This window comes from bacterium, assembly GCA_023150945.1.
Taxonomy (GTDB): domain Bacteria; phylum Zhuqueibacterota; class Zhuqueibacteria; order Zhuqueibacterales; family Zhuqueibacteraceae; genus Coneutiohabitans.
Map to the genome: position 1 here is coordinate 36905 of JAKLJX010000016.1, position 26035 is coordinate 62939.

At 59.3% G+C, this 26035-nt stretch carries 23 protein-coding genes; 3 read left to right on the forward strand and 20 right to left on the reverse strand.

The genetic code is table 11. The features are described 5' to 3' along the window. Positions 1–40: 40 nt before the first annotated feature. From L6R21_19330 to L6R21_19425, 20 genes are all read right to left on the reverse strand, one after another. Positions 41–1909, reverse strand: a complete 1869-nt coding sequence (locus tag L6R21_19330) for a BamA/TamA family outer membrane protein (GenBank protein MCK6561353.1) — start codon at positions 1907–1909, stop codon at positions 41–43. 92 nt (positions 1910–2001) lie between these two features. Beyond that, positions 2002–2394, reverse strand: a complete 393-nt coding sequence (locus tag L6R21_19335) for a hypothetical protein (protein ID MCK6561354.1) — start codon at positions 2392–2394, stop codon at positions 2002–2004. Continuing rightward, positions 2378–3205, reverse strand: a complete 828-nt coding sequence (locus L6R21_19340; GenBank protein ID MCK6561355.1) for a 3'(2'),5'-bisphosphate nucleotidase CysQ — start codon at positions 3203–3205, stop codon at positions 2378–2380. Before L6R21_19340 ends, L6R21_19335 begins: the two co-directional genes overlap by 17 nt. A gap of 22 nt (positions 3206–3227) precedes the next feature. Continuing rightward, on the reverse strand, positions 3228–3626 hold the full coding sequence (locus L6R21_19345) for a hypothetical protein (GenBank protein MCK6561356.1): 399 nt from the start codon (positions 3624–3626) through the stop codon (positions 3228–3230). Between the two features lie 37 nt (positions 3627–3663). Further along, positions 3664–4107, reverse strand: coding sequence for a YtxH domain-containing protein (locus tag L6R21_19350; protein MCK6561357.1), 444 nt, complete (start codon positions 4105–4107; stop codon positions 3664–3666). 184 nt (positions 4108–4291) lie between these two features. Further along, a complete protein-coding gene (locus L6R21_19355) occupies positions 4292–4585 on the reverse strand; it encodes a hypothetical protein (GenBank protein ID MCK6561358.1) in 294 nt (97 codons plus the stop codon). A gap of 1 nt (position 4586) precedes the next feature. Further along, positions 4587–6596 carry an NAD-dependent DNA ligase LigA gene (ligA, locus tag L6R21_19360; GenBank protein MCK6561359.1) on the reverse strand — a complete coding sequence of 670 codons (2010 nt, stop codon included), beginning with the start codon at positions 6594–6596 and terminating at the stop codon, positions 4587–4589. A 240-nt stretch (positions 6597–6836) separates the two neighbouring features. Then, entirely contained in the window at positions 6837–7199 is a 363-nt protein-coding gene (locus L6R21_19365) for a nucleotidyltransferase domain-containing protein (GenBank protein MCK6561360.1), read from the reverse strand. Continuing rightward, positions 7196–7369, reverse strand: coding sequence for a hypothetical protein (locus L6R21_19370; protein ID MCK6561361.1), 174 nt, complete (start codon positions 7367–7369; stop codon positions 7196–7198). Before L6R21_19370 ends, L6R21_19365 begins: the two co-directional genes overlap by 4 nt. Then, positions 7366–8550, reverse strand: coding sequence for a putative DNA binding domain-containing protein (locus L6R21_19375; protein ID MCK6561362.1), 1185 nt, complete (start codon positions 8548–8550; stop codon positions 7366–7368). Before L6R21_19375 ends, L6R21_19370 begins: the two co-directional genes overlap by 4 nt. 229 nt (positions 8551–8779) lie before the next feature. Further along, positions 8780–8938, reverse strand: a complete 159-nt coding sequence (locus L6R21_19380) for a hypothetical protein (protein ID MCK6561363.1) — start codon at positions 8936–8938, stop codon at positions 8780–8782. Positions 8939–9004: 66 nt separating this feature from the next. Then, the gene (gene avd / locus L6R21_19385) at positions 9005–9358 is read right to left on the reverse strand and encodes a diversity-generating retroelement protein Avd (GenBank protein ID MCK6561364.1); all 354 of its coding nucleotides are present in this window, start codon (positions 9356–9358) and stop codon (positions 9005–9007) included. A 105-nt stretch (positions 9359–9463) separates the two neighbouring features. Continuing rightward, entirely contained in the window at positions 9464–12199 is a 2736-nt protein-coding gene (locus L6R21_19390; protein ID MCK6561365.1) for an SUMF1/EgtB/PvdO family nonheme iron enzyme, read from the reverse strand. Positions 12200–12403: 204 nt separating this feature from the next. Continuing rightward, positions 12404–12760, reverse strand: a complete 357-nt coding sequence (locus L6R21_19395) for a DUF488 domain-containing protein (GenBank protein MCK6561366.1) — start codon at positions 12758–12760, stop codon at positions 12404–12406. Continuing rightward, on the reverse strand, positions 12757–13134 hold the full coding sequence (locus L6R21_19400) for an aspartyl protease (protein MCK6561367.1): 378 nt from the start codon (positions 13132–13134) through the stop codon (positions 12757–12759). The genes L6R21_19395 and L6R21_19400 overlap by 4 nt, the downstream gene beginning before the upstream one ends. Positions 13135–13224: 90 nt before the next feature. Further along, positions 13225–13608 carry a nucleotidyltransferase family protein gene (locus L6R21_19405; protein ID MCK6561368.1) on the reverse strand — a complete coding sequence of 128 codons (384 nt, stop codon included), beginning with the start codon at positions 13606–13608 and terminating at the stop codon, positions 13225–13227. Continuing rightward, entirely contained in the window at positions 13605–13886 is a 282-nt protein-coding gene (locus tag L6R21_19410; protein ID MCK6561369.1) for a DUF2442 domain-containing protein, read from the reverse strand. The genes L6R21_19405 and L6R21_19410 overlap by 4 nt, the downstream gene beginning before the upstream one ends. Beyond that, entirely contained in the window at positions 13870–14136 is a 267-nt protein-coding gene (locus L6R21_19415) for a DUF4160 domain-containing protein (GenBank protein MCK6561370.1), read from the reverse strand. The genes L6R21_19410 and L6R21_19415 overlap by 17 nt, the downstream gene beginning before the upstream one ends. A gap of 4 nt (positions 14137–14140) precedes the next feature. After that, positions 14141–17104, reverse strand: coding sequence for an intein-containing RctB family protein (locus L6R21_19420; GenBank protein ID MCK6561371.1), 2964 nt, complete (start codon positions 17102–17104; stop codon positions 14141–14143). Between the two features lie 351 nt (positions 17105–17455). Continuing rightward, positions 17456–21265, reverse strand: a complete 3810-nt coding sequence (locus tag L6R21_19425; protein ID MCK6561372.1) for a DUF4397 domain-containing protein — start codon at positions 21263–21265, stop codon at positions 17456–17458. A 283-nt stretch (positions 21266–21548) separates the two neighbouring features. On the opposite strand from L6R21_19425, the gene L6R21_19430 reads away from it, so the two are divergent. Genes L6R21_19430 through L6R21_19440 form a run of 3 tightly spaced genes read left to right on the forward strand, consistent with a single transcriptional unit; the run spans position 21549 to position 25839 of the window. Further along, positions 21549–22154, forward strand: coding sequence for an RNA polymerase sigma-70 factor (locus tag L6R21_19430; protein ID MCK6561373.1), 606 nt, complete (start codon positions 21549–21551; stop codon positions 22152–22154). 49 nt (positions 22155–22203) lie between these two features. Continuing rightward, the gene (locus L6R21_19435) at positions 22204–23220 is read left to right on the forward strand and encodes a FecR domain-containing protein (GenBank protein ID MCK6561374.1); all 1017 of its coding nucleotides are present in this window, start codon (positions 22204–22206) and stop codon (positions 23218–23220) included. A 9-nt stretch (positions 23221–23229) separates the two neighbouring features. Then, the gene (locus tag L6R21_19440; GenBank protein MCK6561375.1) at positions 23230–25839 is read left to right on the forward strand and encodes a TonB-dependent receptor; all 2610 of its coding nucleotides are present in this window, start codon (positions 23230–23232) and stop codon (positions 25837–25839) included. The last annotated feature ends 196 nt before the right edge of the window (positions 25840–26035 follow it).

A 26035-nucleotide genomic window follows, 5' to 3' on the forward strand; every position in this document is an offset into this window, starting at 1 on the left:
ACTCGCTGAAATGAAATCAGCCTTTGCGGTTCAACTCACCTCAAAACGCCTGGCCGACGCTCAAGTGAAATTCAAAACGCTTCTCATCGAAGCGTTGTTTGTTCAGCTTCCAGGCGAAATCGAGGCGGCCGGGGCCGATCGGGGTGTTGTAACGCACCCCCCAGCCGCTGGCGTAATGCAGCTCATTCAGGGGAAAAGCTGCGCTGGCGCGTTTGACATTGCCGGCATCCAGGAACCAGACCAGGCCCCAGTCTTTCCACACCTGCAAACGCAACTCGGCGCTGCCCTCGACCAGACTACGGCCGCCGGCCACGATTCCGTTCGCGGTGCGCGGCCCGAGTTCCAGACGCCGCCAGCCGCGCACGGAGGAACTGCCGCCGGCATAGTAAAGCTCATCGGGCACGTCGGCATCTGTCATGGTGGCCGGCAGATGCAGGCTGCCAATCACACCGTGCAGCGCCAGGACGGTTCCCGCGGCGAGCGGCAGATAACGGCGCAGATCGAGCGTGGCGCGCCAGTAGGGTTTGCGATCGAAAAAGAGATTGCCCCAGCGGATTTCGAGCGAGCGGAACGAGCCGCGTTTCGGCGAAAATAAAGGCTCGCTGTTGTTGCGCGACAGACCCAGCGTCAAAGCGGAACGGCCGCTGCGCGAGGTGATTCCCAGGGCGCTTTCGATTTCGGCCCGCTCGGCGCGATAGCGCAAATAGCCGTTGCTGAACGCGCCCAGCCGGCGCTGCACCAAAAACTCCGAACCCAGCAGCCGCAGGCTGAAAACCGTGCGGCCTTGCGAGCGCTCGCGTTGCCGCCAGAAATAAGGGCTGAGCTGCAGCGAGGTGGGCGCATCCGGCATGTGCGGCTGAAACAACGTGAGCTGCACGCGCAAGGGTTCGAGGTCGGAATGTTTCACTTCCGCCTGCAACCGGCGCGCGTCGCCGAGGAAATTCCGGCGCCGCCAGTTCACCGCGGCGCGCAGCTTGTCTTCCGTGCCCCAACCCGCGCCCAGCTTGAGCGTGCGGCGCGGTGCCTCCTTCACGCGAATCCCGACCGGCAGAACATCCTGACTGTCGGCCGCCGGCAGTGCGCGGATCTGCACGGACTGGAACAATTCCAGCAAGTAAATGCGCTGCTGCGATTCCATGAGCTTGCGCTGATTGAAGCGCTCGCCCTCTTTGAAGGTGAGTTCCTTGCGCACCACGCGGCCGGGATAGAAATGCAGGCCATCGATCTCCACCGCGCCGAAGCGCTGCCAGCGGCCGGGATCAATATGAAAAAGCAACTCGGCCGTGCGTTCATCCGAAGACAGCACCAGCTCGGGCTCGATGGCCGCAAAAGGATAGCCTTGATCGGCGAAGCGATTGAACAAGGCCTGGCGCGCGAGCCGCACCCTGGCTTCGTTGACGTGATCGCCGGGTTGCAAACCCAGTTCCTGCGGCAGGCTGGGCCAGAGATGGGTGAGATTGCTGGAGTCTTTCGGCATCAGCGTGACGCGGGTCAAATGCAGCGGCTCGTTTTCTGCAATGCGCACCCGAATGCGAATCTCCCGGTCGCGGTCATTCGCTGCGAGCTGATGATCGACGACCTGCGCACGATAGAAGCCGTGCAAGCGGTAGAATTTGGGGATGCGCAGCAGATCGAGCTGGAATTCGTAACTGTTGAACAGCGGCTCCTCGCCGCCGGGCAACAGCCGGCTGAGCCAGGAAGGGCCTTTGGTGGCCAACGCTTCGCGCAATTCGTCTTCTGAAACCTGGCGCACGCCCTCCAGCTCGAAGGCGGTGATGCGATAGTCATCCTGCGCCCGGGCGACGCCGTGCACTCCCAAACAAAGCAAGGCCAGGAACCACCAAGCGGAGGCTTTGCGCCAGGGTGCGAGTGCGCCGCCGCGGTCGGGCAGCCTGGGTTTGCATGACATTCTGAAGCGGAACAAGCAGCGTCTTTCCCTGACCGTGTGATTGAAGGAGAGGAAGGCAGGCAAGCAAGCAACGAGCTGCGTGGGCGCGCCTGTCACGGCGAGGCCGTGGCGCCGGCGGGAAACCGGCCCGTGAGAATTTCCGGCAAACGTGCAAAGAATTGTGAGCGCGCCATCACCACGCAGCCGGCCGCGCGTGCGGCCTGGGCCAGTTCGACTTCCACATGACTCAGAAAACCAATGACGCGATGGCCGGCGCTCAGGCCGGCCGACAACGCCGGCAAGGCAGCGGCCGGCAACTCTTCGAGATTGACGAGCAGCACGGCAGGCTGCTCCGGCAGGCGCGCAAGCAGGCCGCTGACCTCGCTGCAGATTTCCACCTCGACCGCAGCGGCCTGCGCCACTGCCTTGATCTTGCTGCGCAGGAACAAATCCTTGACCGCCGCCAGCACGCGCGGCGGCGCGGATGGTTCAATCTGTGGTGACATTCTCGCTCTGAATCGCTGCAATGACCTGGTCGTGCAGCCGGCCATGCGTCGCCACCAAACCTTGGCGATGGCGAACCTCGACGGCGGAGTAGCTCAACGCCTCCCCGCGCATGTCGGTCATCATCCCGCCGGCCGCGGTGAGAATCGCCGCCGGACCGCAACTGTCCCACATGTTGACTTTGGAACTCGGGTGAATGTAGACTTCACACTCGCCGGCGGCAATCAAGCCGCATTTCAAACCCACGCTGCCGGAATGCCGCATCTCGTGAATGCCCAGCCGCTGGCGCACGCGCTCGACGCGCGGATCGAAATGCGAGCGGCTGGCCACCATGCGCCAGCGGGTGGTGTCGCTGCGGTCGGAGACGCGCAGCGTTTGCATACCGCCCGGCGTGGCGAGCCAGGCGCCCAACCCCGGCGCGCCGAAGTAGACTTTCGTGGTGGCGGGTTGATACACGACACCCAGCGCCGGCCGGCCCGCCGCCACCATGCCGATCATGATCGAAAACTCGCCGTTGCGCGCGATGAACTCCTTGGTGCCGTCGAGCGGATCCACCACCCAGATCAACTCCCGGCCCAGCCGGCTCATGTCGTCTTGCGCTTCTTCCGAAAGCACGGCTTCGCCGGGAAAATGCCGGCGCAGTTGGGCAAGAATGATTTCATTCGCGGCATGATCCGCCGCGGTCACGGGATTGCCGGCCGACTTCCATTCGATTTCGACTTTGCCATCGTAATACTGCAGCGCCGCTGCGCCGGCTGCGACCGCGATCTCGCGCACGGTCTGCAACCGGCGATCCATCTCCGATGCTTGCATCGTCCTGTCCTTGCCAATAAAGTCAACTCCTGGAACGCCGGAGCAACTTGCTGCCCACTTTGTAGATGCCGCCCAGCATGCTGCCGAGCAGACCCGAGACTTCGAGCAGCGGGCGCTCGACGCGCTGGCGAATCATGCGCTCGAAATCATGAATGTCGCGCGCCGTGTCGCGAATCGAGCTGACGGCGTCGCGCAACCGGGGCATCTCGCGTTCGACATTTCGGACAATGCTACGCACATCGGCGCTGATTTGCGTGACGTCGTGCATCAAAGACGGCAGGTGCATGCGCGTGGTTTCGGCGAGCTTTTCCAACTCCTGCACCAGCCGGCGCACGCGCAACAGGGCGGCCACGCTCGCCACCGCCACACCGATCATGCAAACCGCAATCGTGGCCACGCTCACGGTCAGAATCAAATCCATGCCAACCTCGCCTTTGATTGGTGCACCAGCAGGGCGCTCAACTCAGATTTTCCTCGCCGGCGGCGCCGGTCTCGCTGCCGGGTTTGTCTTTGCGGCCGAAGCGCTTCTTGCCCTCGTCGATGATGTTTTGCGCCTGCGCCTTCACGTCCGCCAAACGGCTTTCGGCTTCGCCGGAAAGCGTGTTGACTTTTTGTTTGCCCATCGCAATCAATTGGTCCGCCTTGGCGCGGGCTTCGCGCAATTTGGCGTCCGCCTGCTGGCGCAGCAACTCCGCCTGCTGCTTGCCCTCGTCAACGATCTTGGCGGCGCGTTCCTTCATGTCACCCAAATAGGCATCGGCGTCATCATACAGCTCGCGTGATTTGCGCTTCAAATCCTCCCGCGTCTCCCGGCCGGTCTTGGGAGCATAAAGCAATGCCAGCGCCGCGCCGATCAGGCCGCCGGCGAGCAGGCCTTTCAAAAAGCCACGATTCTCAGACATGGGGTCTCCTTTCCGTCTGCTAGTGTCATGAGTCAATACAACGATGGTTCTCAATATGATTCTCTTGAGTAGCCTTCAATGTCAACCTCGCAACCCCTCACCCGTACACGGCTGCAACTCCTCCGCGTTTTGAGAACCCGCGGGCAGAGGGCTCGGCGTCTGCTTGCGGCCGGCCCAGCCGCAGCTATTTTGCGGCAACCGCCTTTTGCACCTCGTCGGCAATGACATTCCTTAACACCTTCGCCAGGCTGGCAGCAGGTTTTTCATCTTGCATTGTCCGGCGTAAGGCCTCATTGATGAGCAAATAATAGGCCTTCTTTTCCTTCTGCCCACGCCGCTGGAAGTGCTTGACAATATCGGCATCGAGCGGAATCATTCTTTGCGTTACAGATACGCGAAAGAACTTGCCACGTACGCCATTCGAAAAATTGTATGCGGGGCGTACAGGTTTTTTCTTACCACTAGCCTGCTTCTTCATATCATTCAATCATTTTCAAAAAATCATCTTCTGAAATGACTTTCACCCCCAACTCCCGCGCCTTGTCGAGCTTCGAGCCGGCGCCCGGCCCGGCTACCACATAATCGGTTTTCTTGCTCACCGAACCCGAGGCGCGGCCGCCGCGTTCATCCACCATGCGTTCGGCCTCGTCGCGCGTGAATTTTTCCAGCGCGCCGGTGAACACAAACGTCTTGCCGGCAAAGTTGGGATCCGCCGCTTTCGGCTTGGCGCTGGCGCGAATCTTCACCCCGCCCTTTTGCAGGCGTTGAATGGTGGCGAGGTTTTTCTTTTCCCGGAAAAAACTCGAAACGCTTTCCGCCACTTGCGGACCGACTTCATGAATCTGCTGCAAACGCTCCGCCTCCGCTTGCTGCAACGCTTCCAAAGAACCGAACTCTTTTGCCAACACGCGCGCCATGTGTTCACCCACGTGGCGAATGCCGAGCGCATAAATGAAACGGTCGAGCGTCACCTCGCGGCTTTTGGCGATCGCCGCGATGATGTTCTGCGCCGATTTTTCCGCCATGCGCTCGAGGGCGGCGAGTTGTTGCGGCTGGAGAAAGTACAAATCTGCGCAGCTTTTCACAAGCCCTTTATCCACCAGTTGGTCGATCAGCTTCTCGCCCACGCCGTCGATGTTCATCGCCAGTTTCGAAGCAAAATGGCGAATGCCTTCTTTCAACTGCGCGGGACAACTGATGTTCTGACACCGATGCGCCACCTCGCCTTCCAACCGGATCACCGGCTCGCCGCACACCGGGCATTTGGTTGGGAATTTGAATTTTTTGGCGTTTTTCGGGCGTTTTTCCTTGATGACTTTGACGACTTCCGGAATGACATCCCCGGCGCGTTGGATAATCACCCAATCCTTGATTCTCACCTCGAGGCGCTCGATCTCGTCTTCGTTGTGCAGCGTGGCGCGACTCACGGTCACACCGCCGACTTTGATGGGCTGCATGATCGCCACCGGCGTGATCGTGCCGGTGCGGCCCACCTGCGCCTGAATGTCGAGGATCTGTGTGCTCTCCTGCTGCGCCTCGTATTTATAAGCCACCGCCCAGCGCGGACTGCGCGTGCGCATGCCGGCGGCGCGCTGCAAGGCAAACGAATTGACTTTGATCACCGAGCCGTCGATCTCGTACGGCAACGTCGGCCGCAATTGCCCGATGTGGCGATAATGCTGCAATACTTCCTCAACGCCGCGGCAGAGCTTGGGCAGATCATTGACTTTGAAGCCCCATTTCTTGAACATCTGCAACGCCTGCCACTGCGACTCGAACTCGAATCCCACCACCTGGCCGAGGCCGTAGACGAAAATGTCCAGCGGCCGCTCGGCCGTGAGTTTGGGATCGAGTTGCCGCAACGAACCGGAAGCCGAATTGCGTGGATTGATGAATGCCGGCTCACCTGCCTTGAGGCGCTGCTCGTTCAGCTTTTTGAATGCGGCAATCGGATAATACACTTCCCCACGCACTTCGAGACGCGCGGGAATCGGCGCTTGGTCGTTGCGCAAGCGCAGGGGAATGGATTTGATCGTCTTCAAATTTTGCGTGATGTTCTCGCCGGTGTAGCCGTCCCCGCGCGTGGAGCCGCTGATGAACAAGCCATTTTCATACACCAGCTCGACCGCGGTGCCGTCGAGTTTCGGTTCGACGGTGTATTCGATTTCATCGAGTTCGAGCAGCTTGCGCAAGCGCTGGTCGAAGTCGCGCACTTCCCCGTCGTCAAAGGCATTGTCGAGCGAGACCATGGGAATGGTGTGGGTCACAGTCTCGAACTCTTCCAGCGGCGCAGCGCCGACTCGCTGCGTCGGCGAGTCCGGCGTCACCAGTTCCGGATATTTGGCTTCGAGTTCCTGCAGCTTGCGGAACAGGCGATCATACTCGGCGTCGGTGATCTCGGGATCATCGAGCACGTAGTAACGATACGCATGATGGTTGAGCTGCTCGCGCAGCTTGGCGATTTCGGTTTGGGGTTGGGTCGCGGCCATGGTTCCTATGGATTCTTCGTTTGTCGTTCCCGTCTATAAGCCTGATTTTTGTCGAATGAAATCCCGCGCGGCTTTCATTGCCGACAACGCATTGCGAGCATCATCTAGTACACTGTTACTTCAAAAAATATATCCATCCCCTCTGTCATTCTGTAAGAATCTTGTGAAAATTCAAGCCAGATCACATGCGTCACAGGATTCCTGCTGAATGACACGATGAATAGCTTATAAGAACTAAGGTTACAATGCACTAGCGCGTTCATAAAGCACCCTGCCCTTTTCCATGACTTCTTGCATAAAAAAATCGCCCAATGCCAAGCGCTCGGCAATTTGCTCGGGCCGGCGCACCAATAAATCGAGCCCAAAGTGATAATCGATCGCATGCGCGATTTGAATGGCCTGCTCGACGTTGCGCAAGGGTGTGTCCATCACTACCAACAAATCCACATCGCTTTCCGGCCGCGGCCTGCCATAGGCATATGATCCAAAAAGAATGATCTTGTTCGGCTGAAATTTCTCTGCAATCTGCTGCGCCACCGCCCGAATGGCGGCTGCTGGAATGCGTCGGCGCTCGTTGACATTGGGCACTTTTATGGTTTTCATTGCTCACGCTCCTGCAGCTTGCGGAACAGGCGATCATACTCGGCGTCGGTGATCTCGGGATCATCGAGCGCGTAGTAACGATACGCGTGATGGTTGAGCTGCTCGCGCAGCTTGACGATTTCGGTTTGGGGTTGAGGGGAGGGCATGAGGGTAACAATGCGATTATTCAATTTCTGCTTTTGCGGCCGTTCGCATAAAGCCGCACGACAAATTCTTCACCTTCAAGAGCAAACTCCGGCTCGGTGCCGTTGTGCGCGCGCATCTGGCGAATCATGTTGGGAATGCCGCTGCCGAATTCTTCCATAAAGCCGAGGCGATTGAGAAACTGTGCGAGCAGGGGATTGCGTGATTCATGGTTATAAAAACGAATGCTCTCCAGCGTCATCGAATTGGGCAAACGGCCGGGGCTGCGGACTTCGAGATGGTTGTCGAAAAAGAACAGACGGATTTGATTGCCGGCAATGCTGTAGTCGCGATGGGCAACGGCATTGACCACCACCTCACGCACAACTTCCGGCGGGCAAAACGGTTGCTCGCGGCGCACAAAGCCTTCAATTTTGGTATACACGCCGTTATAAAGCCTGACGTAATCGTCGCATTGCTTCACCAGTTGCGGCAGGGTTCCCGCCATTTCTTGCGGATTCAGACGGTCGGCGGCGCTGTCGTTGCCCAGAAATCGCACGGCCGTAATCCGGCTCTGCGGCATGAAGCGCTGCGGCTCGCGGCCAAAAACGAGCAAACCGGCAACCGTCAATCTCTGCGTCTCATCCACCATGGTAGCGACACGCGTGCGCTCCAACAACAGTTCAACGGAGATGCCTGCTGCCGCGATCGGCTGGCGGGAAATTTTCTCGAAGTACTTTTGAAAGGCCTCATGATCCACCTCGGCCAGCGTCGTGCCCGCGACCGGCGTTTCGTCGAAATGATAAAGCCCGGATTGTTGCAGCATGCGTGCGCGCTGCTGCGGCGAAGCGAGCTGCTTGCTCGCCCCGGCGCGGACATAGCATTGGCCGCTGTTATTTTCATAAGGCGGGCCAGCGCGTTTTTCCACGCGCACGGCAATGACGGGAACGCTGTTGATGTCCACACGCTCGATCACGGGATAAAGCGCGGGCCGGCAATTGTCGCGCGAGATGTTGGCGAGGGCGTTCATCGTGGCATCCGCATCAGAGACGCCAATGATCTGTCCATCATCAGTTACGCCGACCAACAGGGTTCCGCCTGTCGTGTTCGCAAAGGCAATCAACTCACCGGCGGTATCGCTGCGTTGGGAAATGTCACGCTTGAACTCCACCGTCTGGCCTTCACCGGCAGCGATCATGTTGTGGATGTCATCGGCTGTGAGAGGCATTTTTCTATTCCATGATTAAAATTGATTCATACGATCAAGTCGCGCCCAGATTCACCGGTGCGGCGCGATCAAAATATAACACCATTTAACATGCAGTCGCAAGCGAAAGTCCGGGAACGGCTTGCCACCGCCCGGGCGCTGCGAGCGCCCGGGCGGTAGAGGGCGATTTTCCAAAAAATTTTCGAGGCAGGCTCGCATTCGCTCGCCTGCCTATCAGAGTAACAGATGGTCAGAGTTTCAGAGTATCAAAAGCAGACTGGGCGCAGACCACCCGAAAACCGTTGTTGTTCCATTGGTTGTCGGGATTGTTGTTGTTGCGAGCCACGCAGCGCAGATTCTCAGGATTGTTGTTCCACGCCCCGCCTCGCAGCGCGCGCGCATCTATCACAGCCCTTCTCCGCCTGGCCAGCGGCCAAGTCCTTGCACGAAACGCAAAAAACAACATGAAAGCTGCCTAGACGGCCGCCGGCGCACCGGGATTCTTGATCCAGCCGCCGAGCAGCCGGCCCATTTCATTCATCAGCAGGCTGCCGTGCTCATACGCCTTCAGATTGATGAAGCGCATTTCATAACTGAGGCGAAACAGCAGCCGCAGCTTGGCCAGCGCCTCATCCGCTCGTTTCAGCAACGGCAGTTTGTCGCGGCGCAGGTTTGCCACCGTGGTCAGCTCGATGAATTCCAGGCTGTTGTTTTCCAGTTTGGCCGCCACGCTGAAGCGGTAGCTCTTGGGGAACTTGCCGGTGTGTTGCAGCAGCCATTTGGAAAAGTCATACCCGCGTTTGATCACCAGGAATTCGGACGTTGCCATGCGTGCCTCCGCTTTTGAGAACACCGCCCGCGTGGCGGCAAGGCGTGAATTCTCAAAAAAATTTTCGGACCCCGCTGCGCGGGGTCTGTTCAGAGTGACAGATGGTCAGAGTGTCAGAGTATCAAAAGCAGACTGGGCGCAGACCACCCGAAAACCGCCGTCGTCCCATCGGCTGCCGGGATCGTCGTTGCCGCGAGCCACGCAGCGCAGAAGCCCAGGATGGAGGCCCCACACCCCGCCCCGCAGCGCGCGCGCATCTGAAGATGGGGCATATTTGTTCCCCATCCATTCCCACACATTGCCGGCCATGTCCTGCAATCCTTCCGGCGTGGCTCCGGCTGGGTAAGCGCCCACCGGCGTGGTCTGGCCGACTTTCTTGGCGTAATTCGCGCGCGTCTCGTCCGGGTCATCATCGCCCCACGGGTATTTTCGCTGGCCGCCGCCTGCCGCCCATTCCCACTCTTCCTCTGCCGGCAGACGATAGATGATCGTTTCTTTTTGCCCCTTGCTGTTTGCTTTTTGCAGTGCAGAAAGCCAGTGGCAATAGGCCATGGCCGCGTACCAGTTCACGCCCACCACCGGCTGGTCATCGCCATTGAAGCGCTTGTCATCATCATATCTTGAAACCAGCTTTTGCGCCCATTGGTCAGGGTTTTTGTCGAGATATCCGATTAAGTCTTCTGCTTTTTTCGGGTTCGTAAGCAGGCTTTGAGCGAAGGCTTTCATTGGCAAAAGCTGTAGTGCCTCTGCCATGCCTTTTTCTGCGCGCAGATAAGCAATGAACCGCCGGTAGAGCTTGTTGGTCACCGGGTATTTGGCAAAATAAAGCTCCGGCACCGTGACTTCCTGTTTGGTCACCGAGAAACGATATTTGCCGCCGGGAATGCGGATGTACTCGGCTTCCAGTTCGAGGGGGTTGCGCCAGCTTCGTTCCAAACCCGGGCCGGCGGCGGCCGCAACCGCGGGCCGGTAGAGCTTCCATTCGATCAAAATCTCTTCGGCCTTTTGCAGCAGCCGTTGGCGGCCTTCGTCTTTTTTTCCTTTGCGCTGCTTTTCCCGCTCCCACACTTTCTTCACCAGCGCTTGCGCCGCCTCTGAGGCGATCAAACGCAAACACAGCAGGGCATTGTAGCCCTGCTGCCAGTTCACCTGGGCATTGCCCAAAAAGCTTTCAAACGCGGTGACCGGTTTCTGCCGCGCCTCCTTGAGAACCTGCTCCAACAGCGGCGGAAATCCGGCGGCGTTGTGGGGATGCGGCAAAAAACAGCGGAAGAAATCATCAAAGATGACGGGAGTGGGCAAACTCAGGCTGAACAGCACGGTTTCGCGCCACCAATCGTCGGTGAAATGATCCACCAGGGTTTGCGCCAGGGCCGGCTCGCGGTGAATGCGCTCAGCCAGCTCACCGCCGGCCAGGTATTCACAAAACGAGCGGTGGCGAAAGACCGCGGCCTCGTTGCCGAATTTGTGCAACAGCCCGGCGCGCTCCACCAGATGGCCGGCAAAATCCCGCGCCGACACTTTGGGGTCGATGGCCTGCAGACGCTCTTTGATTTTCTCTTCGAGTTCCGCGAGGGCCAGCTCGGTCTTGCGTTCCTGCTGCAGCCACCAGCACAGCGGCCGCAGCACACTTTTGGCGTCGTTGGCAGGCAGCGGCGGGGGCAGGTCTTTTTCACGGTCGCGGTCGCGATAGTCGAGCAGATAGTCGATGCACTTTTCGTAAAGGTCCGCCCGCTTGGGCGGCAGGTTGTGATATTCTTTCCACAAGATGGCCATGATTTGCAGCAGCACGGGCGCGCCCGCCATTTTGCGCAGGTTCTCGTTCTCCTCCTGGTTGAGAAATCTTTGAATCGCGGCGGCAACCTGGTCAGCCTGTTCCTGCAACTCTCGTTGTTGCGCGCCGGCGCTCAAATCCGCGGCCTCGAGCTTTTCACCATAAACCGCGGCGAACCACTTGCGCAGAAACACGGCCTGCTGCTCACCGTTCAAATCGAGCACATTGGCGCGCAGATGATCCGTATGCAGCTCGATGATTTCCTTTTTGCCGTAGCCAACGTGGCCATAGCCGGTGCGGCGCGAGGTGACGACGAATTGCGAATGGTCGAAGTAGTCGGCCGCGTGATCGATCCACTCGCACACACGTTTACGCTTTGCAAGCTCGCCAATTTCATCCAGGCCGTCGAGCATCACCAAGGCGCCGCGGCGATGCAGCCAGTTGTCGAATTGCTGCGGACTCACCGGGCGATTGCTTTGCGTCGCCCAGGCGCTCAGGGCTTCACAAAACGGTTTGGCGGGATCGACTTTGCGCAGCGGCAAAAGAATGGGGAGCAGCGGTTTTTGCAGACCGAGATTGCGCCGGCCTGCCTCATCGAGGCAGCACATGGCATAGTATTTCAGCAACGTGGTCTTGCCGGAGCCGGGCTCGCCGGTGATCAGCAACAGACGATTTTTGCGGCGGGCGGCCTGCAACACTTTTTCAGGTGAAAGATGAAAGCCGTTTTCAATTTCGTTGATCTCACGCATGCCGCCGGTGCGTGACTCCTCCGTCAAGTTGAGCGAGACGAAAACCTCCAGCGTGCGCACTTGCAAATTCGCGCTGGATTGAAAACCGAACAGCCGGATAGTGTCGTGCTCGTTATGCACACCCTGCAAATAGCGGCGCTCGATCTCGTCTTCCGCTTCGAATTGGATTTCTTTATCGAATTCGCGTTCGACTATTTTTTCTTCGCGCTTGGTTTTGCCGGCCACTTCCGGCGCTTTTTTCTCGCCGCGGCGGGCCAGCAGCCAGGCTGCCAATGCCGTGAGCAAAGCCCCGACGATCGCACCGAGCAATGCCGTCAACGCCGGGTTTCGCTCAAACCATGAAGCTGAGTCTGGCACAGCGGATTGGGCCTGCTTGATCGTCGTATCCACCGCTACCACTGCTGATTTGGCGGTTGAATCGAGTGGCGCCGGCGAGGGGCGAGATCGCGCCAGGAGGGGAAAAACAAGCAAAAAGAAAAGGAGAAAGCGGGAGGAGGCTCTCATAGAATTCCCACGGTTTTATCAAGGCTGGGACTGAAGAAACTCCAACAACGCCACGGCATTGTTATGCTTTTCATCTTTTGCGCTGTAGAGCAACGTCACCGCGCCGGCGCGGGCATGTAGGCGCAGCAGGGCCAGCAATTCCGGCTGGCGACGCAACTCGGCGAAATAGCGCTTTTTGAACGCGCCCCATTTCGCCGGTTCATGGCCGAACCATTTGCGCAATTCATCGCTCGGCGCGATTTCTTTGAGCCAGAGGTCGATGGGCGCGCTGTCTTTCTTCATGCCGCGCGGCCACAACCGGTCGACGAGAATGCGAAAGCCGTCGTCCGCTGCCGGCGCGTCGTAGATTCGCTTTACTTTGATCAGCATTTTCATGGTTGCGGTGGCCAGCCTGCCAGGATCATCGGCAGCGGCTTCAACTCCCGCCGCAGAGGATCGAGCGCCAGGCCCAATGCAGTGAGGGTGAATTCACCGAGCAAATTGCAGTCACCCATTTCTCCGAAGATCACATCTGCGCCGCCAACTCGATTGCGATACTTGAAAAACGCGCCGCCTCTCTTGCGGACAATTTTGCTGCCCTCTGCAAGCCGAAAGGTTTGCTCGCCAATCGGCTTGATCTGCAAGCGCTTCAAGATGCGTTTGGGAACCACGGAGCAAATCGCGCCCGAGTCGAGGAGAAACTCGAGCTTTTCCGTGATTTTGGGATTTGCCGGATTGCCGACTTCGATTTCGAGGACTGTGAGACCCATGATCACCTCTTTTCAGAAGGTTTTTCCGGCATCAAATATTTCTCGATCTTGATGATCGCGTCCAGAATATGCTGAAGAAAAATCCCTTCATCACGCTTCATAAATCACCTTGAGTTCGCGCAGAAGGCTTTCGCGCAGGTAAGGGCTGATCGCCATCTCTGTCAATAAATCTACTTTTCTGCCGAGTGCTTCCGACATCTCCCGTTCCAATCTTACAAGGTTGAGGAAACTTTTGGGCTTGGAGAAATAAACGACCAAATCAATGTCACTTTGCTCAGATGCTTCTCCGCGCGCCATTGAGCCGAAAACGCCGATTTTGGCGACGTCGTTTTTTTGACAAATTTCGATCAATTTGTCGGTGTCAAATGGAAAGGTCATCGTCTCATGCTCCAGTTCAAATTCTCTTTTCATGTCTGCGGTGCTATGCTGCGTTGCGCCAAGCTCGATTGGGATTCCCGTCGCCTTAATGATCAAATCAGCTCGGGTTGTTTGGAAACACGCGGCTTTACGGGTGGCAATCGAATCCCTAAATCTGTTAGAATGCCGTTCACAGACAAGTCTTCATCAAGCGCCGGCCAATGAAAACCAACGCCAACCGGATCCACTATCATGTCCGCAACTTGCTCGGGCGTGGCTTGCGCCAGAGTTTTCGAGACTTTGGCGAGGTTACAGGTAACCGGGATACCATTGACCTTGAAGGAAAGCGAATAACCTTGCAAAGCCACTTCGCTTACGTCATACAGTTTTTCCATGCTTACGCTCCTGAAATTTGTTCCACGCCTCGACGATCAAATCAAAGTGCTCGTAGATGATTTTTTTGATTTCACGCATGTCGCGAGGCGAGGCATTTAACGCATATTCAATCCGCAGATTGAAATCTTCAACCTCTAACCAAAACTTGCAACGAATTTCCGCTTTGGCGCAATGAACATGAATCGGCTCATTACCCTCATTGGCAAAAAAATAGAGCCGCCAGCCCAGAATCTGCATTATAGTTGGCATGGTATTATCCCTTGATACACCCCAACGGCCGCAACTGCGCCACCTTTTTCGAGATGCCGGCGTAGTGGCAGGTATCCACCACGTCCGTCACGTCTTTGTAGGCTTCGGGAATTTCTTCGTCGATCGTGCCGCGGCTCGCGCCCATCACGTGAATGCCCTGCTCCGCCAATTCTTTTGCGATGTTGCGGCCGTGCGCGGTTTTCTTAGCCTTGTGGCGGCTCATGGCGCGGCCTGCGCCGTGGCAAGTCGAGCCGAAGGTTTGTTCCATTGCGCCCTCCGCGCCGACGAGAACGTACGAATAGCGGCCCATGTCGCCGGGAATCAAGACCGGCTGGCCGACTTCGCGGTAAGCCTCCGGAATGTGCGCATGTCCCGGCGCGAACGCCCGCGTTGCGCCTTTGCGATGCACACAGACTTTCACCGGCATGCCGGCAAAGAGGTGATCTTCGAATTTGGCGATGTTGTGCGCGACTTCATAAACCGTGCGCAGGCCGATGTACTTGGGTGCTTTGTTGATCGCCTTCGCAAACGCCTCGCGCGTCCAATGCGCGATCATCTGGCGATTGGCAAACGCGAAATTGATGGCGCAGCGCATCGCGCCGAGATAGTCTTGTCCCTCCGGCGAAGTGATCGGCGCGCAACACAACTGGCGGTCGGGCAGGGTGATGCCGTACTTGTGCACGGCGCTGTTCATCACGCCGAGATAATCATCACACACCTGATGGCCGAAGCCGCGCGAGCCGCAATGAATGATCACCGTGATCTGATTTTGAAACAAACCCAGCGCCGCCGCCGCCTTGGCGTTGAAAATCTGCGCGACATAGCCGACTTCGAGAAAGTGATTGCCGCTGCCCAGCGTGCCGAGCTGCGGCCGGCCGCGCTCACTCGCGCGCTTGGAAATCTTGTCGGGCAGCGCGCCCGGCATCAAGCCGTTTTCTTCGATGAACTCGAGATCATCGGGTTCGCTGTAGCCGTTCTTGATGGCCCACTGCGCGCCCTTGGTCATAATCTGTTCCAACTCATTCTGCGCGAGCTTGACTTTGCCTTCCGAACCGACGCCGGTCGGCACGTGATGAAACAGGGCTTTGACCAGCTCTTGCATCTTCGGCTTGACTTCATCTAGGGTCAGTTCCGAAGCCATCAGGCGGACGCCGCAATTCGAAACGACAAAGCCGTTGGCGATGAAATTATGATCCCGGTGCGCAACCGTGAAATCATAAACTTCTTCGTGGAACGGAATTGCTTCGAGCCGGATGATCCGGCTCCACACCATACCGCTTTCGCCGAGGCCGCGCGTCGCCTCGTTGCGGAATTCGTCGAACGTTACAAACGAATCTCCAATGCGCGCCGGCGTGACCCGGCCTTCATACAACGATCGTTCGAGAAAACGGCGATTGACGTGATCGCCGGTGAGAATTTCGTAGATTTCCTGTGGCGCAGCGCCGGCATGCCGCATTGCCGTGGCGGTTTCAGCGGCCGCTTCACGCATGCCCACGATGCCCGCTTTGTTTTTGAGATAGGCAACTGCCACATTTGCCAGCACACGGCGCTTGCGGTTGAATTCAAAACCGATGCTGCCCCACAAATAAAGCAGGCTTTCGGTTTGCGAAGAAAAAACCAGCCGCAGACGATGTGAAACGCTGCCATCGGCATTCTTCTGTTCCTGGCGCGAGCTGATGGTGTTGGTCACGACACCAAAGCCTTGCAACAACCGGCTCAGATCTTCGAGAAAAGCGCGGCCGCTGGCAAGGTTGTTTTCACGCTTGTTCATCGACAACATTGGCGTCATGAAATTGTGATTGCGCTCTGCGAAGGCGCGCGGCAAGGAAAGTTCGGCGCCGAAGAAGGCCGCCAGGAAAAGCCTTTGCTGCCAGCGCCGCGCTGCAAAGAGCCAGGCCGGCAGTTGATAATCTTGCGAGGCTTTGTTCCCCACCGGCGCGCCCAGCGCTGCCAGCAAGGCGGCAAAACTGCTGCTCACGACTTTGAAGGCATATTCACGCCGTTCGAATTCATACTCGTCATAAGCCGTCGTCATGCGATGGCGGCGCTCGCGCGCATAGACGCGAGACGGTGTGAAGCCCAGCACCGCGACTTCGGCGCGCATCGTTTCCAAATCCTCGGGCTCACCGTAAAACCAGGTCGTGCCCTTGCCTTTGCCGCCGGAGAAATAAATCGTACCATCGCCAAAAACATAGCCGAGCAATTTGAGCAAATGCGGCAGTTGTGGCGCAGCAAGCCGCAGCGGCAAAAGCTCGCATGTCTTGAGCTGTTTCAGAATTTGGGCCAGCGCATTGCCGCTGGCGCCTTTGTCATGGATTGCGAGTACGGCGGTAATGTTTGCTTCCGAAACAAGAATTTTGTCATCAGGCGTTTCGTAGGGCACGCCCTCGAACGGATAGCGCGCGATGCGGTCACCCACTTGCAAACGGCGCAATTCGATCATGCCATCCGGCGTCCAAAACGGGTGATCGGCCGTGGCGATGATTTCCCCGCCCGCCTCGCTGGTGAGACGATACACCGTCGTGTGCGGACTGCGCTTGAGATAACCCACGATTTCAGTCTCAGCATCGCGGCCGTCTGCGAAATTCTGACAACGCAAACTCGAACGCTGCCAACCATCTTCCATTTCGGCGATGGTGCGCGTGTAACCCAGCGCCGACAACACCCGCGCGTCGCCCGCAAGGCAATTGATATCATATCCAACTCCGCCGGGCGAGATCACGCCGGAGTCGACATCGAACGCCGCCACGCCGCCGATGGGAAAGCCGTAGCCCCAGTGCATATCCGGCATGGCGAGCGAATAACCGACGATGCCCGGCAAATGCGCCACGTTCATGGCCTGCTGCGGCGCATTGTCGGCGAGAATGTGCTTGAGCATTTTCTCCGCGGCATAGACGCGCGCCGGCACCAGCATCTTGCCTTGTTGCGGAATCTCCCAGAGATAGTCGGAGATTTTCTTGAGTTTGATTTCAGACATGATGACACCGCCTGACCAGAACTGGTTCGTGAGGAGGTGAGCGAAGGAACTCGATGCGGCGGGAATATAGCGAGAAAAAAGCGCGAGATCAAACGTGAAAATGCCGTGTCAACGAGCGGCTGGATAGCGTGACAGAAAACAGCCATGACCAGCGGCGATGGCGTGGCACTGCCGCGCGGCAGGGCAGAATTCATGCTGACCAACGCCACCGTGTCACCGCTGCCAAAATGCGGCAGCGCTGTGGCGTCCAGAGAATAAAAAAAAGCGGCTGAGCATGCGCCCAGCCGCTTGATATGTCAAACCCTCCTGGAAGCTATTTCTTCCCGGCGCGGCCATTTGGCCTTATTTCATCAAGACCATCTTGCGGACGGCCTTGAAGTCACCGGCTTGAATCCGGTAGAAGTACGTTCCGGAAGGCAAGCCTTGCGCGTCGAAGGTGAAAGAGTGCCGGCCGGCATTGAAGGCGCCGGAGGCGACCAGCGCGACTTCGCGGCCCTGGGCATCGAACACCTTGAGCGTCACGATCTCCGGCGACACCAGATCAAAGGAGATCGTGGTCGAGGGGTTGAAGGGATTCGGATAATTCTGCGACAGCGCATACGACTGGATCACTTGCGGCACGTCATCATTGACATCGGTGATCGGCGGATCCGGGAAGGCCAGCATCTGGCCGCTCGGCAACGCCGCCATCAACAACAAGCCGGCGCCGCTGCGATTGGCCTGACGATCCAGGAAGCCGGAAGCATACACCACCGCCGACTGGCCGCCATAGCGCGCGAGATTGGCGATGAACCGCACCAACGGCGTGCCGTTATCCGGATCGGTCAGATCGAGGAAGTAGTCGGCTGCCGGCACGGAAAGATAGCCGGAAATGTCGCCGTATACCAGGTCATCCACGAGTTTGCCCACACCCACCGCCACGACGTCGACTCTGGGCGCGTCGGTGGAGCCATGCACCACGACGAGATCGATATTGCCGGGCGCAGAGCCGGTCTTACGAATGCCGTCGTAGAGGAACAGGGTGAAGCCGGTATCCCGGCCTTCGGGATTGGCCGCGAACTTCGTTGGATCCAGCACGCCGCTGGCGATCGCAACGTAGGTCTCGCCCGGCTGCAACGTCACGGTGAAGGTCTTGAGCGCTTCATTTACCGAGGTGCTGGTGCTGGGTGCCACCGCGATGCTGAGCGGCACGCCTGCCGGCGCATCGATGAAGGGCGTGGCGCGGCGGAAGCTGAAGTTATCGAGCAAGAGACCGCCATTGAGATACACGTCAACGCGCGCAGCCGCAGCGTCGGCGGAGTTGTGAATCACTTGCAGCCGCGCCGTGGTCAACTGCGGCAGCTCCACCACGGTGCCGTTGGCCAGCACGGCGATCAGCCCGAAAGCTTTGCCGTTCTGATTGGCGGCGGGATTCAGGAAGCCGGAAGCCAGCACGGCCAGCGAGGAGCCGGCGAGGCCGCTCAAATCCGCCTGGAAAGCCGCGACGAGGGTGCTGTTGTCCCCGCCCGGGGTGATATCGAGCGTGTACTTGCCGGCCGGCACGGAGAGGTAGCCGGTCAGGTCGCCATACTTGGCGTTGTCCACCAGCGTGGCCACACCGCGTGCGATGACATCAACCGTGGGCGCATCCGTGGCGCCGTGCAGTGCAAAGAAATCCACCTGATTGGGGTTGTTCGACTTTTCACGCGCAGCGGCTTGGGTGAAGAGGGTGAAGCCGATGCTCACGCCGTCGGGATTGGCCGCGAACTTGGTCGGATCCAGCACGCCGTTGGCAACCGCGATGTAGGATTTGCCCGCTGCGAGTGTCACTTCGAAAGTCGCCAACGCTTCGGCGACGGAGGCGCTGGTGCCGGGCGCGACCGCAATGCTGAGCGGCACGTCCGCCGGCACCTCGACGAAGGGCGTGGCGGTGCGGAAGGCAAAATCATTCAACAGCAAGCTGCCGTTCACATAGACATCGACTTTCTCGGCCGCGGGATCAGCCGCATTGTGAATCACCTGCAAACGCGCCTTGTCGCTCAGGACCGGTAATTCGATTACCGTGCCATTGGCCAGCACGGCGATCAATCCGAAGCCCTTGCCGTTCTGGTTGGCGGCGGGATTGAGGAAGCCGGAGGCGAGCACAGCCGCCGAGCCGCCCGCCAAGCCGCTGAGATCAGCGACAAAAGAGGCAACGATGGTTGCGTTGTCGTTGCCGGGCGTGAGGTCGAGCGTGTAGGAAGCGGGCGGAACCGAGAGATACCCGGTGACGTCGCCATACTTGGCATTGTCCACCAGCGTGGCAACACCGCGCGCGATCACATCGACGGTGGGCGCGTCGGTGGCGCCGTGCACCGCGAAGAAATCGACATTGCCGGCGGCGGTGGCCTGCTCGCGCGCCTCAGCCTTGGTAAACAGGGTGAAGCCGATGTTCACGCCGTCGGGATTGGCGGCGAATTGCGCGGGCGCAAGCACACCGTTGGCGATGGCGATGTAGGACTTGCCGATTTCCAACGTCACGTTGAAGGTGGCCAGCGCCTCCGCGACGGAACTGCTGGTGCCGGGCGCGACTGCGATGCTGAGCGGCACGTTCGCCGGCACCTCGACGAAGGGCGTGGCAGTGCGGAAAGCAAAATCATTCAACAGCAGGCCGCCATTCACATAGACATCCACACTGGCAGCGGCCGGATCAGCAGCATTGTGAATCACCTGCAGCCGGGCATTGCCGACCCGGGGAAACTCGACGACCGTGCCGTTGGCGAGCGCCGCGATCAAGGTGAAGGCTTTGCCGTTCTGATTCACGGCGGGATTGAGGAAGCCCGAGGCCAACACCACGGCCGAGCCGCCCGCCAAACCGCTGAGATCAGCGCTGAAGGAAGCAACAACATTCGAATTGTCGAAGCCGGGCGTCACATCCAAAGTGTACTTGCCGGGTGGCACCGAAAGATAACCGGTCAAATCACCATACTTCGCATTATCAACCAAGGTGGCGACACCGCGCGCGATCACGTCCACGGTTGGCGCATCGGTGGCGCCGTGCACCGCGAAGAAATCGACGTTGCCGGCGGCAGTTGCCTGCTCACGCGCTTCGGCTTTGGTGAAAAGCGTGAAACCGATGCTCAAACTGTCGGGATTGGGAGAGAACTGGCCGGGATTCAGTACGCCGTTGGCAATCGCCACATAGGTCTTGCCGTTCTCCAGCGTCACATTGAAAGTGGCGAGCGCCTGCGACACGGAGGTGCTGGTTCCCGGTGCAACGGCGATGCTGAGCGGCACGCCCGCCGGGACATCCACGAACGGCGTGGCCGTGCGAAATGCAAAGTCGTTCAGCAGCAGACTGCCGTTCACATAGACATCGACCTTCGCCGCCGCGGGATCAGCGGCATTGTGAATCACCTGCAACCGTGCGGTGCCGATTTGCGGAAACGCGACCACTGCGCCGTTCGGCAACGCGGCATACAAACCGAAGGCGGCACCGTTCTGGTTGGCAGCGGGATTCAAGAAGCCGGAGGCGAACACCACTGCCGCGCCGCCCGCCAAGCCGCTCAAGTCGGCATTGAAGGAAGCCACGACCGTGCTGTTATCGCTGCCGGGCGTGACGTCGAGCGTATAAGCCGCGGGCGGCACGCCGAGATAGCCGGTCACATCGCCGTACTTGGCATTGTCGACCAACGTGGCCACGCCGCGGGCAATCACGTCCACCGTGGGCGCATCAGTGGCACCGTGCACCGCGCGGAACTCGACCTTGGCCGGATCCTGCGCGCTTTCGCGCATGCCATTGCGCAGGAACAAGGTGAAATTGGTGTTGCCGCCGTCGGGATTGGCAGCGAAGCCAGAGGCATCCAGCACACCATTGGCAATCGCGACGTAAGTTTCACCGGCGTTCAGCGTCACGGTGAAGTTCTTGAGCGCCTGCGCCGCCGAGGTACTGTTGCCCGGCGCCACCGCGATCTGAATCGGCGTTCCCGCCGGCGCATCGATGTACGGCGTGGCGGTACGGAACGCGAAATTGTCCAGCAAAATGTGGCCATTGAGATACACGTCAACGCTGGCAGCGGCGGGATCAGCGGCGTTGTGAATCACCTGCAGCCGCGCGGTCTGGCTCAGCGCTGCGCTCGTCATGGTCACGAGGGAGAAGATCGCCAACAACCCAGACTTGCTCCACTTCTTCATGTTCTCTCCTATAAGACTTAGGAATGAATGGATTGGAATAAAACACGGACGGAGCGAGCGGAAATGGAACCGAGGAGTTGCTCGCCCTGCTGCAACACACTACGCCCATGCCTGGCATTACCCTGCCGCACGCCGCAATTTCTTCAGGAATCAGGCCAATGACGCAGCCTGCCATCGTGACGCGGAGGGGTGAACAGGCCGCCCGGCGCGCGCCACACATGGAATTTGCTTGCAAGTGAGAAGGAGTTTCCTAGACTGGGGCGAGACAGGAATTCGGACGAACATGCAGACCATGAGCGACAGTCCCGATCGACAACTCATCACCGCTCTCCACGCCGATGATGCCCGCGCCTTCCGCGCGCTCTACGATTCCTATTATGAGCCGCTTTATCGTTTTCTCTGGCGCAAAACGCGCGACCGGGAAACCGCCCTGGATTTGATTCAAGAATTATTCACTCGAATATGGCACAAACGGCGGACGCTGGCGGCGGACAAACCGCTGCGGCCGCTGCTCTATCGCATCGCCAACAATCTGGCCATCGACCATCTGCGCCGCAAAACCGTGCGGCAAAGCACGGTTCCCGAAGCAGAGGCGGAGGCTATAGCCGACACCTCCGCCCATCCGGAAGACCGGGAGTTGCAGGGCGAATTCGAGCGCGCCCTGCAGCAGCTCCCGGAAGGCCAGCGCCAGGTGTTCACGCTCAGCCGCTTCGAAGGCTTGAAATATGCGGAGATTGCCGCGCTGCTGGAGATTTCGGTCAAGGCCGTGGAAAAACGCATGTCCCTGGCGCTCAAAACACTGCGGCAAAATCTCGCCCACCTGCTCACCCTGGTGCTCGGCGTAAAAATAGTGAAAACGTGGGTAGAGTTTTTTTCGGCTCATTCGTAGTATCGAATAACAGAAAAGAACCGAAATCCGTTCGAGACCATGTTGACCAATGAGCATAATTGACTACAACAAACTGATCTCTCTCCACTTGAGCGGCGAGATTTCGCGTGAAGACGAGCAGGCCCTGCAGCAGTGGCTGGCGGCCGCGCCCGAAAATCGCGCGGTCTTCGCCAAGTTGGAGAAGATATGGCGCGCTTATCAACCGCGCGAGCCGGACGACATCCCGGACCGCGAGTTGGTATGGTCGCGCCTCGAGCACAGCCTGCAACTTCAACCGGCGGCGCAGCCACCGGCCTTGCTGCACGCGGATCATCCTGTGACCAGGAAATCCTGGTTCAGTGACAACTATTTCCGCGCCGGCCTGCTCGCTGCCGCTGCAGCGGCCTTGTTTTTCGTTTACACGACGCTGCAATCGCCCGCGACCTGGCAAACGCATGCCACGGGCTACGCACAAACAGAAACTCTCGAGCTGCCCGATCATTCGCTGGTTCGCCTCAACGCCGGCAGTGAGATTCGATTTGCGCGAGAGTTCGCGGACTCCGTGCGGCTGGTGGCGTTGCAGGGCGAGGCCTTTTTCGAAGTCGTGCCGGGAACGCGGCCGTTCGTGGTGAAGACGCCGCATGCGGAAATCCGCGTCCTGGGAACGAGCTTTGACGTGTACGCACGCGGGGAGAAAACGGAAGTCATTGTCACGGAAGGCTTGGTGCAACTGAGTGCGGCGACCGCCGTGGACCGTGGTCGCGTGCTGCTGCATGCCAATGAGAAAAGCAGCGTACGCGCCCACCACGCGCCCGCGCCGGCCGAGGTGGTGAATGCCGATTATCTCATCGGCTGGCTGCACAATCGTTTCGTTTTCCACAAAACGCCGCTGGCCGAGGCGGTGGCGGAAATCGAGCGGCGCCACGCGGTGCATATTCGTCTGGTGGATGAAGCGCTCGGCAACTTGACCATGTCCGGCGCGTTCGAGGATCGTTCCACTGATTCGACTTTGCAGGCCTTTTGCCTCGCGCTCAATTTGAACGTGGCGCGCGAGGGCGACACGTATCTCATTTTGCGGCGGGACTGAACGCTTGCCATGCAGTTGATTGAATCATTGCGCGGCAAACACGCGCTGCTCCTTTTGCTGTTGGCCGGCATGCTGGCCGGCCTCGCGCCGCGCACCGCAGCCGGCGACAAAAAACCCGGCATCACGCTACGCATGCAAAACACCCCGCTGCGCACTGCCATCGAAAAAGTGGCGCAGTTGTACGGCCTCAACATTCTCTATGCCGACGCCACGCTGGAAGATCTCACCGTCAGCGGCGAGCTGATCGATCTCAGCGCTGAAGAAGTGCTGCTCTTTTTGCTGAAGGACTCTGCCATTGCCTTCAAACGCGTGAGCGACAAGCAAGTCGTGCTCTATCGCAAGGGCGAGCGCCGCGCTCTGGATATCTCCGGCCTGGTCGTCGATAGCCGCACCGGCGAGACGCTGCCGTACGCCAGCATCCGGCTGGTCGGCTCGCGCCTGGGCGCGACCGCGGATGAGTTCGGCCAGTTCACGCTGCTGGGCTTGCCGGCGCAAGCGTGTACGCTGCAAGTCGACTACATGGGCTATTACTCCGCGCGCACCCCTATCGACGCCACCAATCTTTCGCCGCGGCTGCAGTTCGCGCTGCAGCAGAGCATCCTGGCGCTGCAGCCGGTGACCGTGCAGGCGCACAACTGGGAGATCATGGCCGCCGGTCCGCGCCTGAGCGAAATCGTCGCGGCGCCCGCAAGCCTGGCGCATTTGCCTGCTTTCGGCGGCAAGGACGTGCTGCGCGCGCTGCAACACATGCCGGGCGTGAATCAAGACACCAACGGCTCGGCCGCACTCAACATTCGCGGCGGCACACCCGCGGAAAATCTCATCCTGCTCGATGGCATGATCTTGCAGCACGTGGATCATGCCTTCGGCTTGTTGAGCGCGATCAATCCCGATGTCATCAAAGACGCCCGCGTCTACAAGGGCGGTTTTCCGGCGCGGCTCGACGGCCGGCTTTCCGGCGTGGTGGAGTTGACCGGCAAATCCGGGGATTTCAATCGCCCCAGCCTGCGCGCGGGCCTGAATCGCATGGCGGCGCACAGCGCAGTTGAATTGCCGCTGGCGGGCCGCGGCGCGCTGTTGCTCGCCGGCCGTCGTTCCACTTTCACCGACGTGCCGCGCGCGCTGTATGAACGGATGTATCAGGCACCGCCCTTCCTGGACGATTTCATTCAGGTCGCAGCCGCAACCCCGGCCGCCGCCGCGGCGCCCGATCCGCACCTCACCTTCTATGACGGCTTGAGCAAATTAACCTGGGCGCCCAGCCCCGCTGACGTGATTCATGTAACCGCGTTCGTGAGTGAAGATGCCTGGGAGGAACAAAACCGGCGGGCAGAAAATCCGCTCTTGCAGGAATCGCGCTGGGGCAACCGCGGCTTGAGCGGCCGCTGGCACCGTTGGTGGAGCAATCGCTTCAATTCGAGCCTGCAAGTTTCGCGCTCGCGGTATTTCGTCGAGCAAAGTAATGCCGGCAGCGCAGCCAGCGTGCTGCGGTCGTCTCATCCGCAGATCGACAACGAATTCGAAGAAAAAGTGATGGCGCTCGACAACGAATGGAAAATCAGCGGCCAGCACGTGCTGGAATTCGGCGGCCAGACGACCACCACGACCACCACCTTCACGGAATCCCATCCGCAATTTGCCGGGTTGCTGGCGCACGGCGCCACCGGCGAGCAGACCTCACTCTACGCGCAGGAAACGTGGCAGCCGGCTGCAGCGCTCGACCTCAGCGCCGGACTGCGCGCCACTTATTTCGATCTCGCCGAGAAGACGTTTTGGTCCCCGCGCCTGGCGGTGCGGGTGCGGCCGGTCGAGGCCTGGCTGCTCAAAGCGGCATGGGGCCGGCAGCATCAGTATGCCGTGAATCTCGGCAGCGCCTTCCCCAACCTGCAAGGCCCGCTCAGTTGGCTGATTGCGGACAACACCGTCATCAAGCCCGGCAAGTCCGATCACGGCGTGCTCGGCGTGCAATGGCACAACGAAAACTATCTCGTCGATGTGGAGATCTACCGCAAATCCCTGCGCGGTTGGCTGGAGCAAAGCAACTCGGTCGATCGCACCGGAGAAACGCCGGTGATTGTCTCGTCACTGGCGCAGCGCCGGGGCACTGCGGAAGGCGTCGAAGTGTTGCTGCAGCGAGAGGGGAGAGTTTTGAATGGGTGGATCAGTTACGGCTACAATCACACGCGCCTGGCCGCCAGCCGCACCGCGCCGGCTTATGTTGCCGGCACCGACGTGCCGCACAAGCTGAAAATGGCGGCCAACTATCAACACCAGAATTGGCGCTTCGCCGTGGCCTGGCAGATTTCATCGGGACAGCCTTACACGATTCCAACCGTGCAGACCGTCACGGTTGACGGTGCCGAGTACAACCTCCTGAGCGCGCCGCGCGAGCGCAATCAAGGCCGTTTGCCGGCGACGCAACGTTTCGATCTCAGCGTGGCACGTGACTGGCGGATGGGTTTTGCCGACGTCACGCTGGGAGCGGCAGTGTTCAATCTGTTCGATCAGCGCAAGACTTGGTATCGCCATTTCCAAGTCAGCGAGGGCGTGCTGCAGCCGGTTGCGGTCGAGCGGCTGGGTCTGACGCCGGCGATCTCACTGGAAGTGCGCTTCGAGTAGAATGAGACAAATTTCGCCAGCGCTGCCGCAATCCTCCCTCCCTGTCCACTCCCACCACCACAGATTCCTGCAAGCGTGAGAACAGGCGCAAATTGCTCACCCCTCCCACGGCTACAACTCGATCGCAGCGGCGCATTCGCCCGGTCGCGCGCGAGCAAGCGCGGCAGGAAGAATTCTTTCGTCAACCTCGTCGGCA

What these genes read in the sequence shown, in the direction of transcription:
- L6R21_19330 (MCK6561353.1), bottom strand. Translation starts at nt 1,909, where the DNA reads ATGTCATGCAAACCCAGGCTGCCCGACCGCGGCGGCGCACTCGCACCC.
- L6R21_19335 (MCK6561354.1), bottom strand. Translation starts at nt 2,394, where the DNA reads ATGTCACCACAGATTGAACCATCCGCGCCGCCGCGCGTGCTGGCGGCG.
- L6R21_19340 (MCK6561355.1), bottom strand. Translation starts at nt 3,205, where the DNA reads ATGCAAGCATCGGAGATGGATCGCCGGTTGCAGACCGTGCGCGAGATC.
- L6R21_19345 (MCK6561356.1), bottom strand. Translation starts at nt 3,626, where the DNA reads ATGGATTTGATTCTGACCGTGAGCGTGGCCACGATTGCGGTTTGCATG.
- L6R21_19350 (MCK6561357.1), bottom strand. Translation starts at nt 4,107, where the DNA reads ATGTCTGAGAATCGTGGCTTTTTGAAAGGCCTGCTCGCCGGCGGCCTG.
- L6R21_19355 (MCK6561358.1), bottom strand. Translation starts at nt 4,585, where the DNA reads ATGAAGAAGCAGGCTAGTGGTAAGAAAAAACCTGTACGCCCCGCATAC.
- ligA (MCK6561359.1), bottom strand. Translation starts at nt 6,596, where the DNA reads ATGGCCGCGACCCAACCCCAAACCGAAATCGCCAAGCTGCGCGAGCAG.
- L6R21_19365 (MCK6561360.1), bottom strand. Translation starts at nt 7,199, where the DNA reads ATGAAAACCATAAAAGTGCCCAATGTCAACGAGCGCCGACGCATTCCA.
- L6R21_19375 (MCK6561362.1), bottom strand. Translation starts at nt 8,550, where the DNA reads ATGCCTCTCACAGCCGATGACATCCACAACATGATCGCTGCCGGTGAA.
- avd (MCK6561364.1), bottom strand. Translation starts at nt 9,358, where the DNA reads ATGGCAACGTCCGAATTCCTGGTGATCAAACGCGGGTATGACTTTTCC.
- L6R21_19395 (MCK6561366.1), bottom strand. Translation starts at nt 12,760, where the DNA reads ATGAAAATGCTGATCAAAGTAAAGCGAATCTACGACGCGCCGGCAGCG.
- L6R21_19400 (MCK6561367.1), bottom strand. Translation starts at nt 13,134, where the DNA reads ATGGGTCTCACAGTCCTCGAAATCGAAGTCGGCAATCCGGCAAATCCC.
- L6R21_19410 (MCK6561369.1), bottom strand. Translation starts at nt 13,886, where the DNA reads ATGGAAAAACTGTATGACGTAAGCGAAGTGGCTTTGCAAGGTTATTCG.
- L6R21_19415 (MCK6561370.1), bottom strand. Translation starts at nt 14,136, where the DNA reads ATGCCAACTATAATGCAGATTCTGGGCTGGCGGCTCTATTTTTTTGCC.
- L6R21_19425 (MCK6561372.1), bottom strand. Translation starts at nt 21,265, where the DNA reads ATGAAGAAGTGGAGCAAGTCTGGGTTGTTGGCGATCTTCTCCCTCGTG.
- L6R21_19430 (MCK6561373.1), top strand. Translation starts at nt 21,549, where the DNA reads ATGCAGACCATGAGCGACAGTCCCGATCGACAACTCATCACCGCTCTC.
- L6R21_19435 (MCK6561374.1), top strand. Translation starts at nt 22,204, where the DNA reads ATGAGCATAATTGACTACAACAAACTGATCTCTCTCCACTTGAGCGGC.
- L6R21_19440 (MCK6561375.1), top strand. Translation starts at nt 23,230, where the DNA reads ATGCAGTTGATTGAATCATTGCGCGGCAAACACGCGCTGCTCCTTTTG.